This is a genomic window from Acinetobacter sp. UBA6571 (assembly GCF_002434085.1).
Classification (GTDB): domain Bacteria; phylum Pseudomonadota; class Gammaproteobacteria; order Pseudomonadales; family Moraxellaceae; genus Acinetobacter; species Acinetobacter radioresistens.
In genome coordinates this window covers 122,774-142,233 of record NZ_DJJJ01000058.1, presented here as the reverse complement: position 1 = coordinate 142,233, position 19,460 = coordinate 122,774, and the positions used below count along the sequence as shown (strand labels likewise).

The following is a 19,460-nucleotide window of genomic DNA, read 5'->3' as shown; positions in this document are numbered from 1 at the left end:
GAATCCAGCCGCCCCTGCCATTTTCCTGTAAAAAGATAGAACGTTCATTTGCAAGTTCGTGTTAATTTACCTTGACATAACCATGCAAAAATATTAAAGTTCTGCCGCATTAGGGGTATCGCCAAGTGGTAAGGCAGCGGGTTTTGATCCCGCCATTCGTTGGTTCGAATCCAGCTACCCCTGCCATCTCATTCCATACATGCCAACCGCCAAGGGTGCTTCATGCCCAATCTTGTCGTTTTTAGTGGAAACGCTCATCCACAATTCGCTCAAAAAGTCGTAAGCCATTTACACATTCCGCTGGGAGCTGCTTCTGTAGGCCGTTTCTCTGATGGTGAAATTGCAGTAGAAATTACTGAAAATGTACGTGGTAAAGACGTCTTTATTGTTCAGCCTACCTGTGCACCGACCAACGATAACCTGATGGAAATTCTGGTTATGGCTGATTCATTGCGCCGTGCAAGTGCTGGTCGTATTACTGCTGTCATTCCTTACTTCGGTTATGCTCGTCAAGACCGTCGTCCACGTTCTGCTCGTGTGCCTATTACTGCTAAAGTCGTTGCTGACATGCTCACCACTGTCGGTATAGACCGTGTAGTGATGATTGACCTGCATGCCGACCAGATCCAGGGTTTCTTCGATATTCCTGTAGATAATATCTATGGTACCCCTGCACTGCTTGCTGATCTTCGTCAACAGTCACATCATAACCTGATGGTGGTTTCACCTGACGTAGGTGGTGTTGTACGTGCACGCGCAGTTGCAAAACAGATGGGTGATATCGATCTGGCCATTATTGACAAGCGTCGTCAAAAAGCCAATGAATCACAGGTAATGCATCTGATTGGTGATGTAAAAGACCGTGATTGTGTCATTGTTGATGACATGGTTGATACTGCTGGTACGCTTTGTAAAGCAGCTGATGCATTGAAAACTTTCGGTGCCCGTAAAGTGGTTGCTTATGCAACTCACCCGGTATTATCTGGTAAGGCACTTGAAAACCTGAAGAACTCTGTGATTGATGAGCTGGTCGTATGTGACACAATTCCTCTTTCACAAGAAGCACTTGAGCTTGGCAAAATTCGTCAGGTATCGGTAGCTAGCATGGTTGCTGAAACAATTCGTCGTATCAATAACGAAGAATCTATTAGCGCAATGTTCGATAGTTACTTATAATAGCGCAGATTTTTTATAAACCCTGGCATAAGCTGGGGTTTTCTATTCACCAGACTGGTCGCAAGTCTGGTTTAACTTAAACTCAATGAGGAATATCTCATGGCTAATTTTACATTAAACGCTCAAGCGCGTGCTGCAGACGTACAAGGGAAAGGTGCGAGCCGCCGCCTTCGTCACGCTGCTCAACTTCCAGCAATCATCTATGGTGGTGATGCTGAACCTGTAGCAATTACCCTAGAACTTCGTCAGCTTGTAAAAGCTTTAGAAAACAATGCTTTTTTTGAAGAAGTTATTGAAATTGTTATAGGCGACAAAACTGAAAGCGTAAAAATTCAAGCGCTTCAGCGTCACCCAGCTAAAAATACACCTATGCACGCTGATTTCAAACGCGCATAAGTGCTAAAAGGCAAAATTAGTGTCTAACATTTCACTGATTATTGGTTTGGGCAACCCAGGTACTGAGTATGCCCAAACCCGCCATAATGCCGGATTCTGGTTTGTCGAACGTCTGGCAGAACAATATGGTATTACTCTTAAAAATGATCCTAAATTCCATGGAATTAGCGGTCGTGGTCAAATCGAAGGACAAGATATCCGACTCTTGTTACCCACTACATTTATGAACCGTTCGGGGCAGAGTGTGGTACCCTTCGCAAAATTCTATCAAATTACTCCCCAGTCAATGCTAGTAGCGCATGACGAACTCGATATGAATCCTGGTATTATCCGGCTGAAAACAGGTGGTGGCCACGGCGGACATAACGGGCTTCGGGACATTACTCCGCATACCGGTCCTGACTTCCATCGTTTGCGTATTGGTATTGGACATCCAGGTTCTAAAGAGCGTGTTTCAGGACATGTCCTCAGCAAAGCCCCGCGCAGTGAGCAAGAGCTTATGGATGATGCGATTAGCCATACATTAAGTAAAATCAAGTTACTGGTTAATGGTGAAATACAGCAGGCCATGAACCAGATTAATGCTTACAAACCGGGCTGATAAAAACCTGCATTACTGAATAATCCATCTTGCCTTGACGCTCATTTAAGAGCAAAATGCGCAGCAGTTGCTTTATTGCACTCTGTATCAAGTGATTGATTTAACCCTAAGACCTATCCTGGTCGACCAAGGAGACGCTAGCCATGCTATCTCGTTTATTAAAATGCAAAATTCATCGTGCGGTAGTAACTCATGCTGAACTTCATTATGAAGGTTCTTGTGCAATTGATGGCGTTCTGATGGATCTAGCTGGCATCCGCGAATATGAAGAAATCCATGTATGGAACGTAACTAATGGCAAACGCTTTGCCACTTATGCAATTCGTGGTGAAGAAAACTCAGGGATTATCTCTGTAAATGGCGGTGCAGCCCATCAGGCAGATGTTGGAGATTTAGTTATCATTGCCACCTTTGGTGATTTTACCGAAGTTGAAGCCAATGCGCATAAACCGCGTCTCGTCTATGCCAATCCTGACAATACGGTAAATCACACTGCTAACTGTATACCGGTTCAGGTCGCTTAAAGTAAAAAAGATAATCTTAAAAAGCCCATGTATGGGCTTTTTTATATTTATAGCTGCACTTTACAGAAAAAGTATCTTAAATTTCATACAGTAATAACGTACCCAAAAGGCATTTAGACTAATTTATTCTAAATATAGAACCGATCGTTCTATAGAAAAACATGATTATTCACTTAAAATTGCATTATAATTGAGCTACATCGCTTCAGGGCGGGGTGAAATTCCCCACCGGTGGTAAAGTTGTTTCAATATAAAATCAGCAAGCCCACGAGCGTATTACCTATTTAAAGTACTACGCAGATTTGGTGCAATTCCAAAGCCGACGGTATAGTCCGGATGAAAGAAGACGAGATTACCCTTATGTATATTTATATAGGGGTCGTTATATATTTCATATCTGTCCTGAAATGTTCCACTGTATTTTCATTTACGTGAGCGTTTCATATGTCTAGTTTAATTCAACCCGAACTGTTTTTTTCCGCTTTATCTCCTGCTGAGCAACGTATTCAGCAAGCTCTAGAAGATATTCGCCAGGGTAAGCCTGTACTGGTCATGGATGATTTTGACCGGGAAAATGAAGCTGATCTGATTGTAGCTGCTGAAACCCTCAATGTTGAAACCATGGCTCGCATGATTCGCGATGGTTCTGGCATCGTCTGTTTATGTCTTACCGAACAAGCTGCAGATCACTTAGAACTTTCGCCAATGGTGAAGCACAATTCCAGCCATTTTCATACTGCTTTTACAGTAACTATTGAAGCAGCTCAGGGGGTGACGACTGGCGTTTCAGCAAAAGACCGGGTAACTACTATTCATGCTGCAATTAAAGACGGCGCTGTGGCAAGTGATTTAAATCGTCCTGGCCATGTTTTTCCCTTGCGCGCACGAGACGGCGGTGTGCTGGTTCGTCGCGGACATACCGAAGGTAGTATAGATCTGGCACGTATGGCTGGCCTTAAACCGGCAGGGGTGTTATGTGAGCTGACCAATCCTGACGGAACTATGGCTACAGGTATTCAGGTACTGGCATATGCCCAGACTCATCACCTTACCGTAATTACCATAGAAGAGCTGGTTCAATACCGCATGCAACATCAAATCTAAAACTTAACAGACTTTTAGAATAGCCTCTCAGGAGGCTTACTCATCATCTTCCATATACAGCAGATTTTGTCGTATATCCCCTGCCCGTAACCAAGCCAGTTCATAACTGGCTTTAGCCAAAGCCAATACTTTTTGCTCAAATAGTTGCCATAATGGTTTGATCTGCTCAGCACTGATACCCAAACCACTCTCTTCAGCCAGATTCTTATTTTTTTCACAGATTTTAAGTGCATGGTATAACTTGCGTCCCTGACTTGCATTTTCCAGCAGACGTACCCGTTTTGATAAAACAAACTCCTCGACTTGTGCCAGCTGGGCCATCGGGAGCATAGGTACTAAAATCTGGTCCAGCTGGGCATCAAGTCGTTGCCACACTGCCATACGCTCTTCAACTGTATACGTATTCCACTGGATCACTTCATGATTAAAACGCCGGCATCCCCGACAGACCTGATCACCAAATACAGTTGAACAACGTCCAGCACATGGTGTCAGGGATGGGATACGGCGTTCAGTATTCAAGACATGCTCCTTTCAATAAAAACCATAACAGCCATATGGTTTTCTCGCTTCTTCATAAAATTCGCGCTAAAATACGCGCCTTAATTTCCTATCTTAATACATTTGGAGTCTTCCATGAACGCTACTGTAGAACAGCTTGCACCTGTAGAACAGCAAGCGACCACTGACTGGGTTGTTGCCGCACTATATCAATTTAAAGAAGTTCAAGATCCAGCCGATCTTCAGCAGCGTCTTCTTGATCTGGTGCAAGCTATGAACTTATGTGGGACTCTTATTGTAGCAGGAGAAGGTATTAACGGGACTGTAGCAGGCGACCGCAATGCTATTGATACCCTTCATCAGTTTTTGCTAGGCGAAGGGTTTAACGAAATGGAATATAAAGAGTCCCATAGTACGGACAAACCATTTCGTAAAATGAAAATCAAGCTAAAAAAAGAAATCGTAACGCTCGGTGTACCGGTAAAACCACGTGACCTGGTCGGCCATTATCTTGACCCGAAGGAATGGAATGAGCTCATTGCACGCGATGATGTAATTCTGATTGATACACGAAACGACTATGAGTATAAGGCGGGTACATTTAAGGGCGCAATTGACCCTAAAACCGAAACTTTCCGTGAATTTCCCGAGTACGTAAAAAAGAACCTTGAACAGCATAAAGACAAAAAAATTGCGATGTTCTGTACAGGGGGCATTCGATGTGAAAAATCAACTTCATTACTTTTACAAGAGGGTTTCAATGAGGTTTACCATCTCAAAGGCGGTATTTTAAAATATCTAGAAGAAACACCACCGGAAGAAAGCCTCTGGGAAGGTGAATGTTTTGTCTTTGATGGGCGTACTGCAGTTACTCATGGCGTAGAAGAAGGACAGCACAGTAAATGCCATGCATGTGGATGGCCATTAACGCCTGAGGAAATTGAACTGCACAGCTATGAACATGGCGTATCTTGCAAGTACTGTATAGATAAAACGACAGAGAAACAGAAAGCAGGTTTCCGTATGCGTCAGTCTCAAATTGCTGCAGCAAAACGTAAACGTCTATAATTCTTTAATGTAATCTATATGTTAAAAACCGCATTAGTTTTGATGCGGTTTTTACGTTTTATCACATTCACTCGCAAACCCGCTATAGTTTTCTACATTTTCACTATCTGAAGCTTATTGTATTGCCTATCGATCTTGCTAATCTACACACTGTTAGGTTTTGTTACCTTCTATTCACCATAAAAAATTTATAAGTCTATAGATATTACTCTTATAGGCAAATATGTGAATAAAACCATTCAGATTCATTTGCAGGAAGGCCAGATTTATGGAAATTAGTGAGCATACTGAATATCCAGCTTCTTCAAGCATCCATTCTTTACAGTCTAATCAGATTCAGGCTGAGCTAGAAAAACAACCCCATATTTTTATAGTCTTATTAGGTGCAATGATCGGTATCATCTTTGCGCTGTTTATTGCCTATCATTTGGAAGGAATGTTTCTTTCCTTACTCTGTATTGGTACGCTGCCTTTGTGTTTTGCCTACTTCTTGCGAAAAGTCTATATTCATACTTTAGTCAATTATCAGGAATAAACTCATCTACTTACATGATTTAGACAGAATAAAATAAAAGATTGGTTTTCACTGCAAAGTATAAATACCTAAACTGAATGGCGTGAGCTGATCTATGAATCTTGATGAGTGGGTTATTTCAATCATGGAACAGTTAGGCTATCTGGGAATAGCCTTACTGATGTTTCTGGACAACATTTTTCCTCCTATCCCTTCTGAAGTTATTATGCCGTCTGCCGGTTATGTGGCGTCAAAAGGTGAATTGCTTCTAGTGGGTATCATTATTGCTGGAAGCTGTGGTTCATTACTGGCAGCAGCCCTACTCTACTGGATTGGCAGAAAAATACCCCAAGACAGACTGCTTAATCTGGTAGACTGGTACGGTAAATATCTTTTCATCAAGAGAGCTGATGTTATTAAAGCCTTGAAATGGTTTGAACATTATGGGCATCGGATTGTATTCTTGGGTCGCATGGTACCTGCCGTACGCTCACTGATCAGCATTCCCGCAGGTATGAGCCGAATGCCATTCTGGAAGTTCATGCTTTATAGCGGGCTGGGCACAGTGATCTGGACGACATTTCTTGCATGTGTGGGTTTCTATCTGGGTGAAAATCAGGACAAGATGCATGCGCTGATGAGTAATGTCGGCAATATGGTCATGGCTATTGTTGTAATTATTGCACTCTGTTTTGTATTTAAGCGCTACTGGAAGAAAAAACATTTCTCTTAGCAGCATTTCTTATCATAGCTGAACTTTCACAGCTATAATTTTAGTCTGCTAAATTTTGACGAAATTCCCTGTGAATTATAACTATGCTCATGATAACTATCTGATTCTGGCAAAAAACTATAAAAAAACACCCTGCATGAGGGTGTTTTTCTTTGAGAGAAACTATTCTGGCGTATGGTACATCAGATAGAGTTCATTGAGATTCTCTGGAATTTCCTCTGCCAATTCATCCATCAACTGGCCATTACGACGGAAAGATTCCATCTGCGGATCTTCTTCATCAACGCCACTGAACACCATAATCGGCAAGGTTAAGTCTACCAGCTGATCTTCAAACTCTGGCGTAAACCAGGCTTCCTCATTTAAGAACATGGCATCGACAAAACCAACTGACCAGTCGCCCAAGCTGGATTCTACATCAGCTTCCTCAATTTCAAAGGGAAACTCGATACCCTCTTCATTGGCAAGATTTTGCTGAAGTGAAGTCAACCAGAGCTTAATTTGGGTAATAATTTCTGCTGGCACTTTCTTGTGATTATTATCAAACAGCTCTTCAAGCCAGCGATCAAACTTCGGGCCAACCGCAATAGCACACAAAAAACCGTGAGTTGCTGCAAAATCTAGACCATACTCATTTTGGTCACCATCTAGATACTCGCTCAACAGGTCTAAATCTAAAGCACTCATCTTGAATCCAAATTAATAAATTAAGCCTAGAATAGCATTTCTCGACGGGATGCCCAATCGGGTTTATTCGTCATCGTCGAGATCATCGTCATCAAAGTCGTAATCAAAATCTTTCAGTTCTCGTTCCAGGCGACGTTGAGCTAGCAGGTCATCGATCAGACGACGTTTTTCCAATGATTCTTTCGCGCTGATTTTACTCGACGCCTCATCAAAGCTGACATCATCATCACCGTAGTTATCATCTAATTCAAAATCTGTAGAAGACACTAAAACTACCTCGTAGTAGAAAAATGTGAATGGGCCTAGGCGCTATTTATCTTTCTTCATTTTAATTGTCAAGATTTATTTGTTTTTTTTGAGAATTCCAGTTAAATAACTCTTTTTTTTAACGGCAAAATTGTGTATTTATGGAGGACTAACTGAGTGATGGGTTTAACCTGACAAAATTTAGGCCATTCACTTGAAAAAAATAATTTTAGCCCAACATTCAACAATAATTGTGAAATGAAATCTATTTATAAAATCATGCTTGACTGATCAAATCAGAAAATTTTGATGCGATTTGTGCTATCATGCACGGTTTTTCACTGCCACAGATTCAACGAAGAGTAAGCAAAGATGAGCGATATGCATTCCCCTACTTCTCAAGTAGCGGCTCTGATTAGCCGAGGCAAAGAACAAGGTTACCTAACTTACGCTGAGGTTAACGATCATCTCCCAGACTCAATCACTGAAAGTGAACAGATTGAAGACATTATCCAGATGCTTCAGGATGTGGGTATTCCTGTACACGAACGTGCTCCTGAATCTGATGATGCGATGTTTGAGGATAACGCCGAAGCTGCCGATGAGGTAGCCGAAGAAGAAGCTGCAGCTGTTCTTGCTTCAGTTGAAAATGAGCCAGGCCGTACTACAGACCCTGTACGTATGTATATGCGCGAAATGGGTACTGTCGAGCTTTTAACCCGTGAAGGCGAGATTAGCATTGCTAAACGTATTGAAGAAGGTATTCGCGACGTTCTTCACTCTATTGCTTACTGGCCAAATGCAGTTGAAGTTGTATTAAAAGAATATAAAGATTATCAAGAAGGCGAACGTCGTCTGGCCGATATTCTTTCAGGCTATCTTGATCCGGAATCTGATGAAGAAATTCCTGAAGTGATAGAAGATGCTGTACTGGAAGAAGATGAAGATGAAACTGCTTCGAAATCGACCAAGGAAGTTAAACTTGATGACGATGAAGAAGAAGAGGAAGAATCTGAATCAGATGATGATTCAGAAGCAGATTCGGGCCCGGATCCTGAAATTGCCAAAGTTCGTTTCACCGAGCTTGAGACAGTCTGGCAAGAAACTAAGTCAGTAATTGAAAAGCATGGTCGTGATAGTGCAGAAGCAAAGGCTGCACTTGAGGCTCTGGCATCTGTATTTATGATGTTTAAGTTTACTCCGCGCCTCTTTGATATTATTTCTGAAATGATTCGTGGTACGCATGAGCAAATCCGTACTTCCGAACGTGAAATTATGCGCTACGCAGTTCGTCGTGGCCGTATGGACCGTACCCAGTTCCGCACCTCCTTTCCAGGACAGGAGTCAAACCCGGGCTGGCTTGATGAACAAATGGCAAAAGCATCTCCAGATATTAAAGGTCATCTAGAAAAAGTTCGTCCTGATGTTTTGGCATTCCAGCAGAAGATTGCTGATATTGAGAAAGAACTTGGTCTGAACGTTATTGATATTAAAGATATCTCTAAACGTATGGCAATTGGTGAAGCTAAAGCTCGTCGTGCCAAAAAAGAGATGGTTGAGGCTAACTTGCGTCTGGTAATCTCGATTGCCAAAAAATATACCAACCGTGGACTGCAATTCCTGGATTTGATTCAGGAAGGTAATATTGGCCTGATGAAAGCCGTAGACAAGTTTGAATACCGTCGTGGCTATAAGTTCTCAACTTATGCTACCTGGTGGATTCGTCAGGCAATCACCCGCTCAATTGCCGATCAGGCACGTACCATCCGTATTCCGGTGCACATGATTGAAACAATTAACAAGATCAACCGTGTATCACGTCAGTTACTTCAGGAAATGGGCCGCGAGCCAACACCGGAAGAGCTGGGTGAACGTCTGGAAATGGATGAGGTGAAGGTACGTAAGGTACTTAAAATTGCCAAAGAACCTATTTCAATGGAAACACCAATTGGTGATGATGAAGACTCGCATCTGGGAGATTTCATTGAAGACCAGAACATTACCTCTCCGGTAGATGCTGCAACTTCAGAAGGGTTAAAAGAAGCAACACGTGAAGTTTTAGAAAACTTAACTGAACGTGAAGCTAAAGTTCTGAAAATGCGCTTTGGTATCGACATGCCAACTGACCATACATTAGAAGAAGTGGGTAAACAGTTCGACGTTACCCGTGAACGTATCCGTCAGATTGAAGCTAAAGCTTTACGTAAATTGCGTCATCCATCCCGCTCTGAGCACTTACGTTCATTCCTGGAAAATGACTAACCGGGCTGGGAACGGTTTGAAATATAACCCGCTGCCCTCATATTTTAACTAACTGTTCAAGACGCCTGCTTCAGCAGGCGTTTTCTATCATTTTGAGGTGTCTTATGCTTGACCGTACCCCATCGCGTGAGCTGCGTGAAGAACTTTGGGTTTTCCCGATGGATTATCCTATCAAGCTCATCGGCAATGCTGGCGATGAACTGCGCATAGCAGTAATTGAAATTCTGCTTAAACATTTCCCTGATTTTGATGAAGCAACCTTAAAGATACAGCCATCACGTACAGGAAAATACCACTCTCTTACTGCCCAGTTACGTTTTGATGAACTGGAGCAGGTTCATGCACTTTATGCAGACCTGGCCGCTTGCCCTTATATTAAAACCGCGCTTTAATTCAAAACCAGATATGAACAATATCTGGTTTTTTACTTTCTGATAGGGTCATTTTACTATGGCGGAACAAGTAACTGAATCTAAGCCCGCATTAACTGTACGCTGTTTTAAAGGATTACAGGACTATACCCCAACTTTTGAAGCCATGAAGCGCTTCACCGAGCAGCGGGATAAAGATACGCCCGATGAATTATGGTTATTGCAGCATAATAATGTTCTTACTCAGGGACAGGCTGGGAAACCTGAACATATCCTCCAGCGTCCAGATATGCCAGTAGTGCAGAGTGATCGTGGCGGTCAGGTAACCTGGCATGGCCCAGGTCAGCTGGTAGCTTATTTCATGTTTGATTTAAATCGATTGAAATGGAACGTGCGTACACTGGTCAGTTTTGCCGAACAGTTCATGGTCGATCTGCTTAAAAAATATGGAATTGAAGCATATGCCAAGCCAGATGCGCCAGGTGTTTACGTTGCTGACCGTAAAATCGGTTCTTTGGGATTCAAGATTCGTCGTGGCCGTAGCTATCATGGACTGGCATTAAATATTGACTGTCAACTGGACGGCTTTCACTGTATTAACCCTTGTGGTTATGCCGGTCTGGAAATGGTACGGTTAAATGATCTGCTGGATAACTACCCTACCTTTGAAAAACTGTGCCAGGACTTCATTGAATATCTGGACAACACCCATTACTTTAGTGAACTGCAAGTCAATAATGAATAAATGACTTTGCGAATGTTATAAAATATATTAGAGTATTTACTCTAAATAATAATATTTTTGAATAAAGGGATAAGCGAGTGATTTCTATAAACTCTGTAAAACCCGCTTTGCAGCAGGCTTATGTCAGGCTGATGATGGATATCATTGGACGCGGACTGGTCATGGCCAGTCAGGTTGACCATGAAATTCAGCAGGAAGTTGTAAAATTTCCAGAAGGATTTGTGTTGTCGATGACAGTATATCCGCATGGTCCGGCTTTTGTGGCACAAGTGACAGCAGAACGGCAACTTAAACTGTTAAATGATTTTAATGGCAAACCCGACCTGACCATCATGTTTAAACACCTGAGTCATGCATTTTTAGTCTTTTCCTTTCAGGAAAGTACTGCACAATCGTTTGCGAATGACCGTATGGTTGCCGATGGCGATGTAAGTTATGCAATTCGTCTGGTACGTTGCCTCAACAAAATGGAATCTCTGATCTTGCCAAAACTGGTTGCAGAGTTTGCAGTAAAACAATATCCGGCCAAACTTGGCTTAAAAGAAAAACTTAGTGGTGCTACCAATATTTATTTAAAAGTTGCCCAGTCCTATTTCAAACGGAGTACTTAACATGGCTAAACCTTATTATGAATTTTTCTGTCCAGTTAAAGTAATTGCAGGAAATGCCGCGTTAGAACATATTCCTTTTGAACTGGCTACTTTAGGCGCCAAGCGGCCAATGATCATCACTGATAAAGGCGTACGGGCCAATAATTTATTACAGCCGATTGAAGCAGCTTTTGAGTCAACTGACGCTGTGATTGGATGTATTTTTGATGATGTGCCACCGGATTCAAGTCTGCAGACTGTGCGTAATGCGGCACAGGCATACCGTGACAATAACTGCGATGCCATCATTGCTGTTGGTGGCGGTTCAGTGATCGACACCTCCAAAGCTACCAATATTTTAGTGTCTGAAGGTGGCGATGACCTGCTGAAATATTCCGGTGCACACAATCTGCCGAAAGCTTTAAAACCATTTTTTGTAATTCCTACTACTTCAGGTACAGGTTCTGAAGTAACCATGGTAGCTGTTGTATCTGACACAGAAAAGAATGTGAAACTGGCTTTTGCTTCTTATTATCTGATGCCACATGCAGCTATTCTTGACCCGCGCATGACTTCCAGCTTGCCCCCCCATCTGACGGCCATGACCGGTATGGACGCACTTACACACTGTGTCGAGGCATACACCTGTCTCGCCTCCAATCCCCTAAGTGATGCTTATGCTGTTGCCGGTATCAAAAAAATCAGTGAAAACCTGTTTAAAGTTCTGGATCAGCCCAATAATGCACAAGGTCGTCTGGAATTGGCACAAGCCTCTACCATGGCTGGTATTGCATTTTCTAACTCTATGGTCGGTCTGGTTCACTCGCTTGGGCATGCACTGGGCGCGGTAGCTCATTTACCACATGGTTTATGTATGAATCTGTTTCTGCCTTATGTACTGGAATATAACAAAAGCATTAATGGCAATAAAATCGGTGAGCTGCTGTTACCGCTTGCAGGTGCAGATACCTATGCCCAGACACCAGCAGAGCTGCGTGCAGACAAAGCTATTGCAACTATCCTGACCATGCGTGACCATCTATATAGCCTGACTAAACTCCCGAGAACCCTACGTGAAACTGGTAAAGTCACTGAAGAACAGCTCGATGAGGTGGCAGAAAAAGCCTTAAATGATGGCTCGATTATCTTTAATCCGAAAGAAGCCACTCTAGATGACCTGCGTGCGATTTTACAAAAGGCTTGGTAAAGGCTGGTTTATATAATCTTTGCGTCCAAAATTTAGACCAATTTTGGACGTTTTTCTTTTAAAACAGAAGACGACCTATCTGGGTAATATTTTAACTAGCCAAAAAAATGCTAAAAAATCCTGCAAAGCTACTGACAATATAAATCATTTAAGATAGATTGGCGCGCACTTTGCTTTATTTCGTAGGGGGGATCGTTCGTCTCAAACGATCCTTAAATATAGCTGATCCTTGATCAACGATTATGAGGATAACGCCGTTGACTAATTTCACTGGGACGCAATCGGCAGCCAAACTGCAAAAAACGCTAGGCCTCTGGCACATTATTATTATTGGTTTGGCCTATATTCAGCCTATGACCTTGTTTGATACATTCGGTCTGGTATCTGAAGAAAGTCATTATCATGTACCTACTTCCTACATTATTGCCCTGATCGCAATTCTGTTTACCTCGATCAGTTATGGTCATATGATCCGTCGCTATCCGTCTTCCGGGTCTGCGTATACTTATGCCCAGAAATCCATTCATCCGAATGTCGGCTTTATGGTGGGCTGGTCATCCTGGTTAGACTATTTATTGTCACCGATGGTAAATATTATTCTGGCAGTCATTTATCTGGAAGCTTTATTTCCGGATGTGAATCACTGGGTATGGGTAATAGGCTTAACTGCCTTTATGACCGGTGTAAATCTGCGTGGTGCCAGATTTGTAGCGAACTTCAATAGTATAATCGTGTTTATACAGTTGGGCGTAATTGCCTATTTCACCTGGATGGTCTACAACCTCCTGATTGGTGGAGTAAATGCTGATGGTACTCTGGTCAATGCAAAATACCAGTTATGGAGTCTGGAACCGTTCTGGAACGAGATGACTAGCCTGGGTGCTTTAATTACCGGTGCAACTTTACTCTGCTTCTCATTTACCGGTTTTGACTCCTTAAGCTCACTGGCTGAAGAAACAAAAGATACTGAACGCACTTTGCCTAAAGCAATTTTCCTGACAGCTTTAATTGCAGGTGTGATCTTTATTATCAGCACCTACTTCATGCAAATCTATTTCCCGAATGATCCGAAGACTTACTTTGAAGATGTAGCGGCAACCCAGCCAGATATCCTGCAAGCTGTAGGCGGCGTGGCTTTCAAGACTGTTGTCCTTTATTTTGCAATTGTGACAGTCATGGCTTCAGGAATTTCAGCACATGCTGGCGTATCCCGCCTGATGTATGTGATGGGACGTGATGGGGTAATCAATAAAAAGATCTTTGGTCATATCAGTCATAAAAGCTTCACTCCGTCTTACAATATTATGATTGTAGGTGCAGTTGCCTTAACTGCTGGGTTCATGGACCTGGATATTGTGATCTCAATGATCAGCTTCGGTGCGCTGACAGCATTTACATTTGTCAATCTGTCCGTAATTTCGCGTTACGCACTACGTGATGGCCGCAGCAAGAACCTCAAAGATATTTTTAACTTTGTAGTTATTCCAATGCTCGGTTTTATCAGCATTTTTGCAATGTGGCTAGAGATTGAAGAAACAGCATTGAAATATGGTTTATGGTGGGCCATGTTTGGTATTTTATACTTAGGTTATAAAACCAAAGGCTTTAAATACCCTGCTCCACAGCATAATGAATATGATGATCGCTGATCATAAAATATAAGAAAAGGAGGCGCATTGAGCGCCTCTTTTTTATAGGTTAATTTAGGTTAAAGCGGTTGGAACCCTTGCTGGCGCCATGCTTCATATACAATAACAGCAGTCGCGTTTGATAAATTTAAACTGCGTGATTCGAGTGCCATTGGTAAACGAATCCAATGCTGTTCTGGAAACATCAGGCGTACCTGCTCAGGCAAACCACGAGTTTCCGGCCCCATCAGTAAAGCTACCGGACGGTTAAGATCAGCAGTATGCGGCGTTTCAAAGCCTTTAGTGGTTAATGGATAAACCGCATCTATACCAATTCCTTTGGTCTGCAAGTGTGCAAGGCATTCTTCAATATTTTCCCAGATCTGCATACGAGCCCATTCATGATAATCCAGACCTGCACGTTTAAGTTTTTTATCATCAAGTTCAAAACCTAACGGTTTCACCAAATGCAGTTGAGCGCCAGTATTGGCACACAAACGGATAATATTTCCTGTATTTGCAGGAATTTCGGGCTCAAATAACACAACATGAATCACAAATATCTACTCTTTAAAATGGTACAGTTAAGTATTACTGCCACTGCAACTGTTCACGTAAACGAACAACTTCACCAATGATCGTTAAGGTCGGAGCCTGAATCTGATGTTCTGAAACTTTAGAGACAATATCTGCCAATGTGCCGATTACTACTTTCTGCTCTGGTGTAGTACCTTTAGAAACGAGTGCAACCGGCATATCTGGGCGCTGGCCATGTTCTATCAGGCTTTCACAGATTTTCTCAAGTCCTACCAGACCCATATATAGTACTAGTGTCTGATTCTCATACACCAGCTCTGACCATGGCAGTTCCGGTGAACCTTCCTTTAAATGCCCCGTCAAAAAACGTACACTTTGAGCATAATCGCGATGAGTTAATGGAATACCGGCGTAAGCAGAGCAACCAGATGCCGCAGTAATACCCGGCACGACCTGAAATGCGATACCTGCTGCAAACAGCTCTTCAATTTCCTCACCTCCACGTCCAAAAATAAACGGGTCACCTCCCTTAAGACGGCAAACCCGCTTTCCTTGTTGTGCGTACTTTACCAATAAGGCATTAATTCCTTCTTGCGGTACGGCATGGTGGGAACGCGCTTTACCAACATACACCTTTTCTGCATCACGTCGGCAAAGTTCCAGAATAGGTCCAGAGACCAGACGGTCATAAATGACTACATCGGCCTGTTGCATCAAACGCAGGGCCTTTAAAGTAAGTAATTCTGGATCACCGGGACCTGCCCCGACCAGGTAGACCTCACCTTTTGGCGTTTTCCAGGTTGAGAGGGCCTGCTCGATTAGCTGCTCTGCATCGGTCAACCTGTCATTAAACACCTGTTCTTTAAGCGGACTGGCATACAGCTCTTCCCAAAATATCCGGCGCTCATCAGGATTGACTATTACTTCCTTAACGCGACTACGCCATTTTCCAGAGAATTCAGCCAGTTTACCCATTCCATAGGGAATAGCCGCTTCAAGCTGGGTTCGAATCTGGCGCGATAATACTGGTGATGTTCCGTTACTGGCAATCGATATTACCAAGGGTGAACGGTCAATAATTGCTGGCACCATAAAACGGCAATGTGGAGGGTCATCGACACTGTTCACTAAAACATGATTTGTCTCACAGTCCAGAAAAACCTGCCGGTTTACCTCTGCAACATTGGTTGCGGCAATAACCAGACGATACTGCTTTAATTTAATATCAGCCGGATAACTTAATGCAATATGCTTTCCGGCTGTTTGTATGACAATCTCTGCCAGTGCCGGGTCAATATCGGGTGCCAGTACATCAATGATGGCACCTGCCTGAGAGAGCAAGACCGCTTTGCGGTAAGCAATCTTTCCTCCTCCTACAATCAGACAAGGTTGCTGCTGCAACTTTAAAGAGATTGGAAAAATATCCACAAATTTTACCCTCATATCACTGCAATATTTTATCATCATCCCTTTGAACCGGGATGTTAAAAAGTAAATAAATAGCAAAAAACTTGCCATCTTTGGTTTATCAGCTGGTGCAAAAATGGATAAAGCTTGAACTTAATTTGGATAGTCAAATTTCCTGATGATGTCGATGATAGATCTAATTATTCAGGAGATTACTATCATGGCTGGATCTTATATTGACGTCCAAACAGCAACAGGTTCGTTTAAAGCATATCTTTCCGTTCCAGAAGCAGGCCAAGGCCCAGGCCTGGTTTTGTGCCAGGAAATCTTTGGTGTAAATGAAGTGATGCGCCAAAAAGCAGACTTTCTGGCGGAAGAAGGTTACACCGTAATCGTGCCAGACTTATTCTGGCGCATTCAGCCTAATGTTGAACTCGGTTATACCGATGAGGATTGCCAGAGAGCATTCGACTTATATACCAAGTTTGATCAAGACACAGGTATTGAAGATATTCAGTCTACTATCAATACCCTTAAACACTTAGAAACTGTAAATCAGGAAACAGGTATAGGTTTAGTCGGTTATTGCTTAGGCGGGAAACTCGCTTATCTGGCTGCTTGCCGTATTCCGGAATTAGGTTGTGCAGTGTCGTACTACGGCGTAGGTATTGAACAGAATCTTGATGAAGCGAAGAATATCAACTCTAAGCTAGTTTTGCATTTTGCAAAACTTGACCAATTCTGTGATACCAACACACGGGAAAAAATTCTTTCTGCATTAAAAGATAATACAAAGATCGAAACCTATGTCTACCCAGGCGTAGATCATGCATTTGCTCGTCCGAACAGTATGCACTATGACAAACCAAGTGCATTAATGGCACATGAGCGCAGTATTACGGCACTCCGCAAAGCGATTGGTCCACACTATGACCTCGCTGCCCTATGGGAAGAACACGTCCGTTTCGAATTTGATACGCGAAATGTTCCAGATACGATGGCAACCATGGTTGCTGAACCTTATGTAAATCATATCCCAACCTTAACAGGTGGTGTGGGTTATAAACAACTTGCACGCTTTTATCAGTATCACTTTATACATAACAATCCGAAAGACATGAAATTAACTCCAATTTCACGCACTGTCGGCTCTACGCAAGTGGTGGATGAATTCATCATGAGCTTTACCCATGATGAAGAAATCGATTGGTTAATTCCAGGAATTAAGCCAACAGGCAAATATGTCGAGATTCCGATGCTCGGAATTATCAAATTCCGTGGACCAAAACTTTGCCATGAGCATATCTACTGGGATCAGGCAAGCCTGCTTGTACAAATCGGGGTACTAGACCCAACCGGCCTACCAGTTGCAGGTATTGAAACTGCGAAGAAACTTCTGGATGAAACGCTCCCCTCAAATGAATTGATGCCCACTTGGCCGTCAAGTGAAAACAAACCTGTTGGCGAATAAGGAACAAGGTTTTGACTCTTCGAGCCTCTATGAAGGAATATGATTATGCTGAATGTAATGACCCCAGTAATACAACTTGAACCACGGTCACTTCGTCAACTACTTGGTCAATACGCCACAGGTATTACGGTAGTGACTGCCCTAGATGTGAATCAAAAAAAAATAGGAATGACAGCCAACTCCTTCACATCAGTTTCACTGGCCCCCCGCTTATTCTCTGGAATATCGCAAAGTCAGCAACCCATTTTGAAGATTTCAAACAGGCAGAATACTTTGCAATCAATATTCTTAATGAAGATCAGTATTTAGAATCAAAACATTTTTCTAAATCTGCGGATGACAAATTCGAGGGACTCGATGATGTAGAAGAGTACATGGGCATACTAATTTTAAACAAGTCCCTCACGACTTTTGTGTGTCGTCAGTATGAACTGCATGAAGCGGGTGATCATTACATCATCGTTGGCCAAATTGAAGCGTGCCGTAATCAAATGGGTAATCCACTGGTATTCCATAACGGACAGTATAAACAGGCCAATGTACACCAAACTTTTGCTGGTGTGTAACCCGACTCATTTGTTTAAAGGATTTTCAAAATGAAACAACATCACTTTTTTAATAATAACCGGTTTTTATTAGGTTCATTTGCTTCAAACTGTTCAGGTGGCATGACCGTTTCAACACTTGAAGATCGTTGGAATGCAAGTTGGGAGAAGAATTTAGAACTTGGTAAAATGCTGGATGAGGCGGGGATCGACTTCATGCTACCGATTGCACGCTTTACTGGCTATGGGGGGCAGACAGATTTCCAGGGTACAATTTTGGAAACCATGACGTGGGCAGCTGCTTTACTAGCCTTGACAAAAGACATTACTGTCTTTGCCACAATTCAGACAGTACCTAACCATCCTGTAGTTGTTGCCAAACAGATTGCAACATTATCTGAAATCAGCCAAGGTCGTATTGGTTTAAATATTGTCGCCGGATGGAACAAACCTGAATATGAAGCTTTAGGATTATATTTACCCGACGACCATGAAACACGCTATGGGTATGCACAAGACTGGTACGATTTAATTAAAAAAGTATGGACCAGTGAAGAAAAATTTGATTTCGAAAGCAAGTTTTTCAAAACTAAAGGAACTTATGGAAAACCGAAACCCCTAGTCCACCCTCCAATTTTTAATGCAGCAGGCTCTAAAAATGGTCGTGAGTTTGCAGTAAACAATGCAGACTTCCTGTTTACGCCAGCCTCTGATTTGGGCCGGAGTAAAACTGAAATTGAAGAATTAAAACAAACAGGTCTTAAAGTGAATCGCAAGGTTAATGTGATGACCTTTTCACACGTGATTTGCCGTCCAACGCAAGAAGGAGCCCAGGCTGAATGGGATCGTCAACTCAACAATGCCGACGTGGTAGCCGTCGATAACTTGATGAGTCTAATGTTCGCGCATGCTCAAAGTTTTCCAAAAGAAGTTCAACAATCAATTCGTGATGCAATGAGTGTTGGTCATGGGGGTTTTCCTCTGGTAGGGACCCCAGAACACGTTGCTCAAGGCATTATTGACTTACATAAAGCAGGCTTCAGGGGTACAACGCTTTCTTTCCTTGATTATAGCCGCGAGTTTCCATACTTCCGTGACTATGTTTTACCCATACTAGAAAAATATAATATTCGTTAACCCCCTAAAC

General features: G+C 42.5%; 21 protein-coding genes, 1 tRNA gene, 1 pseudogene and 1 riboswitch. Of the genes and pseudogenes, 18 read left to right on the top strand and 5 right to left on the bottom strand.

Going from position 1 to position 19,460, the window contains the following annotated elements; translation table 11 throughout:
- Positions 1-111 precede the first annotated feature (111 nt).
- From B3X18_RS12045 to ribB, 6 genes are all read left to right on the top strand, one after another.
- Positions 112-186: transfer RNA gene (locus tag B3X18_RS12045), tRNA-Gln, on the top strand.
- A 36-nt stretch (positions 187-222) separates the two neighbouring features.
- Entirely contained in the window at positions 223-1,176 is a 954-nt protein-coding gene (locus B3X18_RS12040; protein ID WP_005015785.1) for a ribose-phosphate pyrophosphokinase, read from the top strand.
- A 99-nt stretch (positions 1,177-1,275) separates the two neighbouring features.
- Positions 1,276-1,572, top strand: a complete 297-nt coding sequence (gene rplY, locus B3X18_RS12035) for a 50S ribosomal protein L25 (RefSeq protein WP_005406951.1) — start codon at positions 1,276-1,278, stop codon at positions 1,570-1,572.
- Positions 1,573-1,591: 19 nt separating this feature from the next.
- Positions 1,592-2,173, top strand: a complete 582-nt coding sequence (gene pth / locus B3X18_RS12030; RefSeq protein ID WP_005015797.1) for an aminoacyl-tRNA hydrolase — start codon at positions 1,592-1,594, stop codon at positions 2,171-2,173.
- Between the two features lie 143 nt (positions 2,174-2,316).
- Positions 2,317-2,697, top strand: coding sequence for an aspartate 1-decarboxylase (gene panD / locus B3X18_RS12025; protein WP_005015800.1), 381 nt, complete (start codon positions 2,317-2,319; stop codon positions 2,695-2,697).
- A gap of 198 nt (positions 2,698-2,895) precedes the next feature.
- Positions 2,896-3,049, top strand: a riboswitch (FMN riboswitch).
- A 92-nt stretch (positions 3,050-3,141) separates the two neighbouring features.
- A complete protein-coding gene (gene ribB / locus B3X18_RS12020) occupies positions 3,142-3,801 on the top strand; it encodes a 3,4-dihydroxy-2-butanone-4-phosphate synthase (protein WP_005024979.1) in 660 nt (219 codons plus the stop codon).
- 36 nt (positions 3,802-3,837) lie between these two features.
- Here ribB and B3X18_RS12015 read toward each other — a convergent pair whose 3' ends face one another.
- Entirely contained in the window at positions 3,838-4,323 is a 486-nt protein-coding gene (locus B3X18_RS12015) for a DUF1289 domain-containing protein (RefSeq protein WP_005015805.1), read from the bottom strand.
- Between the two features lie 114 nt (positions 4,324-4,437).
- On the opposite strand from B3X18_RS12015, the gene B3X18_RS12010 reads away from it, so the two are divergent.
- The 3 genes from B3X18_RS12010 (at position 4,438) to B3X18_RS12000 (ending at position 6,617) form a co-directional block, all read left to right on the top strand.
- Positions 4,438-5,370, top strand: a complete 933-nt coding sequence (locus tag B3X18_RS12010) for a rhodanese-related sulfurtransferase (RefSeq protein ID WP_005406902.1) — start codon at positions 4,438-4,440, stop codon at positions 5,368-5,370.
- 268 nt (positions 5,371-5,638) lie between these two features.
- On the top strand, positions 5,639-5,905 hold the full coding sequence (locus B3X18_RS12005; RefSeq protein ID WP_005015809.1) for a hypothetical protein: 267 nt from the start codon (positions 5,639-5,641) through the stop codon (positions 5,903-5,905).
- Positions 5,906-5,999: 94 nt separating this feature from the next.
- Positions 6,000-6,617, top strand: coding sequence for a DedA family protein (locus tag B3X18_RS12000; protein ID WP_005407006.1), 618 nt, complete (start codon positions 6,000-6,002; stop codon positions 6,615-6,617).
- 162 nt (positions 6,618-6,779) lie between these two features.
- On the opposite strand, the gene B3X18_RS11995 is transcribed toward B3X18_RS12000, so the two are convergent.
- Both B3X18_RS11995 and B3X18_RS11990 read right to left on the bottom strand, forming a co-directional pair.
- On the bottom strand, positions 6,780-7,304 hold the full coding sequence (locus B3X18_RS11995) for a YecA family protein (RefSeq protein ID WP_005015821.1): 525 nt from the start codon (positions 7,302-7,304) through the stop codon (positions 6,780-6,782).
- A gap of 63 nt (positions 7,305-7,367) precedes the next feature.
- Positions 7,368-7,571 carry a PA3496 family putative envelope integrity protein gene (locus B3X18_RS11990; protein ID WP_005015822.1) on the bottom strand — a complete coding sequence of 68 codons (204 nt, stop codon included), beginning with the start codon at positions 7,569-7,571 and terminating at the stop codon, positions 7,368-7,370.
- Positions 7,572-7,922: 351 nt separating this feature from the next.
- Here B3X18_RS11990 and rpoD point away from each other — a divergent pair, with 351 nt between their 5' ends.
- The 6 genes from rpoD (at position 7,923) to B3X18_RS11960 (ending at position 14,374) form a co-directional block, all read left to right on the top strand.
- Positions 7,923-9,812 carry an RNA polymerase sigma factor RpoD gene (gene rpoD / locus B3X18_RS11985; protein ID WP_005015823.1) on the top strand — a complete coding sequence of 630 codons (1,890 nt, stop codon included), beginning with the start codon at positions 7,923-7,925 and terminating at the stop codon, positions 9,810-9,812.
- Positions 9,813-9,916: 104 nt separating this feature from the next.
- Positions 9,917-10,204 (top strand): YbeD family protein, encoded by a 288-nt coding sequence (locus B3X18_RS11980; protein ID WP_005015824.1) that lies wholly within the window; start codon positions 9,917-9,919, stop codon positions 10,202-10,204.
- Positions 10,205-10,262: 58 nt separating this feature from the next.
- Positions 10,263-10,928 carry a lipoyl(octanoyl) transferase LipB gene (lipB, locus tag B3X18_RS11975; RefSeq protein WP_005406960.1) on the top strand — a complete coding sequence of 222 codons (666 nt, stop codon included), beginning with the start codon at positions 10,263-10,265 and terminating at the stop codon, positions 10,926-10,928.
- 77 nt (positions 10,929-11,005) lie between these two features.
- Positions 11,006-11,539: a hypothetical protein gene (locus B3X18_RS11970; protein ID WP_005407001.1), complete on the top strand. Its 534-nt coding sequence runs from the start codon at positions 11,006-11,008 to the stop codon at positions 11,537-11,539.
- 1 nt (position 11,540) lies between these two features.
- The gene (locus B3X18_RS11965) at positions 11,541-12,725 is read left to right on the top strand and encodes an iron-containing alcohol dehydrogenase (RefSeq protein WP_005015831.1); all 1,185 of its coding nucleotides are present in this window, start codon (positions 11,541-11,543) and stop codon (positions 12,723-12,725) included.
- Positions 12,726-12,982: 257 nt separating this feature from the next.
- Positions 12,983-14,374: an APC family permease gene (locus B3X18_RS11960; RefSeq protein WP_005406909.1), complete on the top strand. Its 1,392-nt coding sequence runs from the start codon at positions 12,983-12,985 to the stop codon at positions 14,372-14,374.
- 59 nt (positions 14,375-14,433) lie between these two features.
- Here B3X18_RS11960 and B3X18_RS11955 read toward each other — a convergent pair whose 3' ends face one another.
- Together B3X18_RS11955 and cysG are read right to left on the bottom strand one after the other, a co-directional pair.
- Entirely contained in the window at positions 14,434-14,910 is a 477-nt protein-coding gene (locus B3X18_RS11955) for a tRNA (cytidine(34)-2'-O)-methyltransferase (RefSeq protein WP_005406975.1), read from the bottom strand.
- A 34-nt stretch (positions 14,911-14,944) separates the two neighbouring features.
- Positions 14,945-16,318, bottom strand: coding sequence for a siroheme synthase CysG (cysG, locus tag B3X18_RS11950; protein WP_005406903.1), 1,374 nt, complete (start codon positions 16,316-16,318; stop codon positions 14,945-14,947).
- Between the two features lie 199 nt (positions 16,319-16,517).
- Here cysG and B3X18_RS11945 point away from each other — a divergent pair, with 199 nt between their 5' ends.
- The 3 genes and pseudogenes from B3X18_RS11945 to B3X18_RS11935 all read left to right on the top strand — a co-directional run bounded on the left by B3X18_RS11945 (position 16,518) and on the right by B3X18_RS11935 (position 19,450).
- On the top strand, positions 16,518-17,768 hold the full coding sequence (locus tag B3X18_RS11945) for a dienelactone hydrolase family protein (RefSeq protein ID WP_005406948.1): 1,251 nt from the start codon (positions 16,518-16,520) through the stop codon (positions 17,766-17,768).
- Positions 17,769-17,807: 39 nt separating this feature from the next.
- Positions 17,808-18,334: pseudogene (locus B3X18_RS11940) on the top strand (flavin reductase family protein).
- Between the two features lie 30 nt (positions 18,335-18,364).
- Positions 18,365-19,450 carry an LLM class flavin-dependent oxidoreductase gene (locus tag B3X18_RS11935; protein ID WP_005015850.1) on the top strand — a complete coding sequence of 362 codons (1,086 nt, stop codon included), beginning with the start codon at positions 18,365-18,367 and terminating at the stop codon, positions 19,448-19,450.
- Positions 19,451-19,460 lie beyond the last annotated feature (10 nt).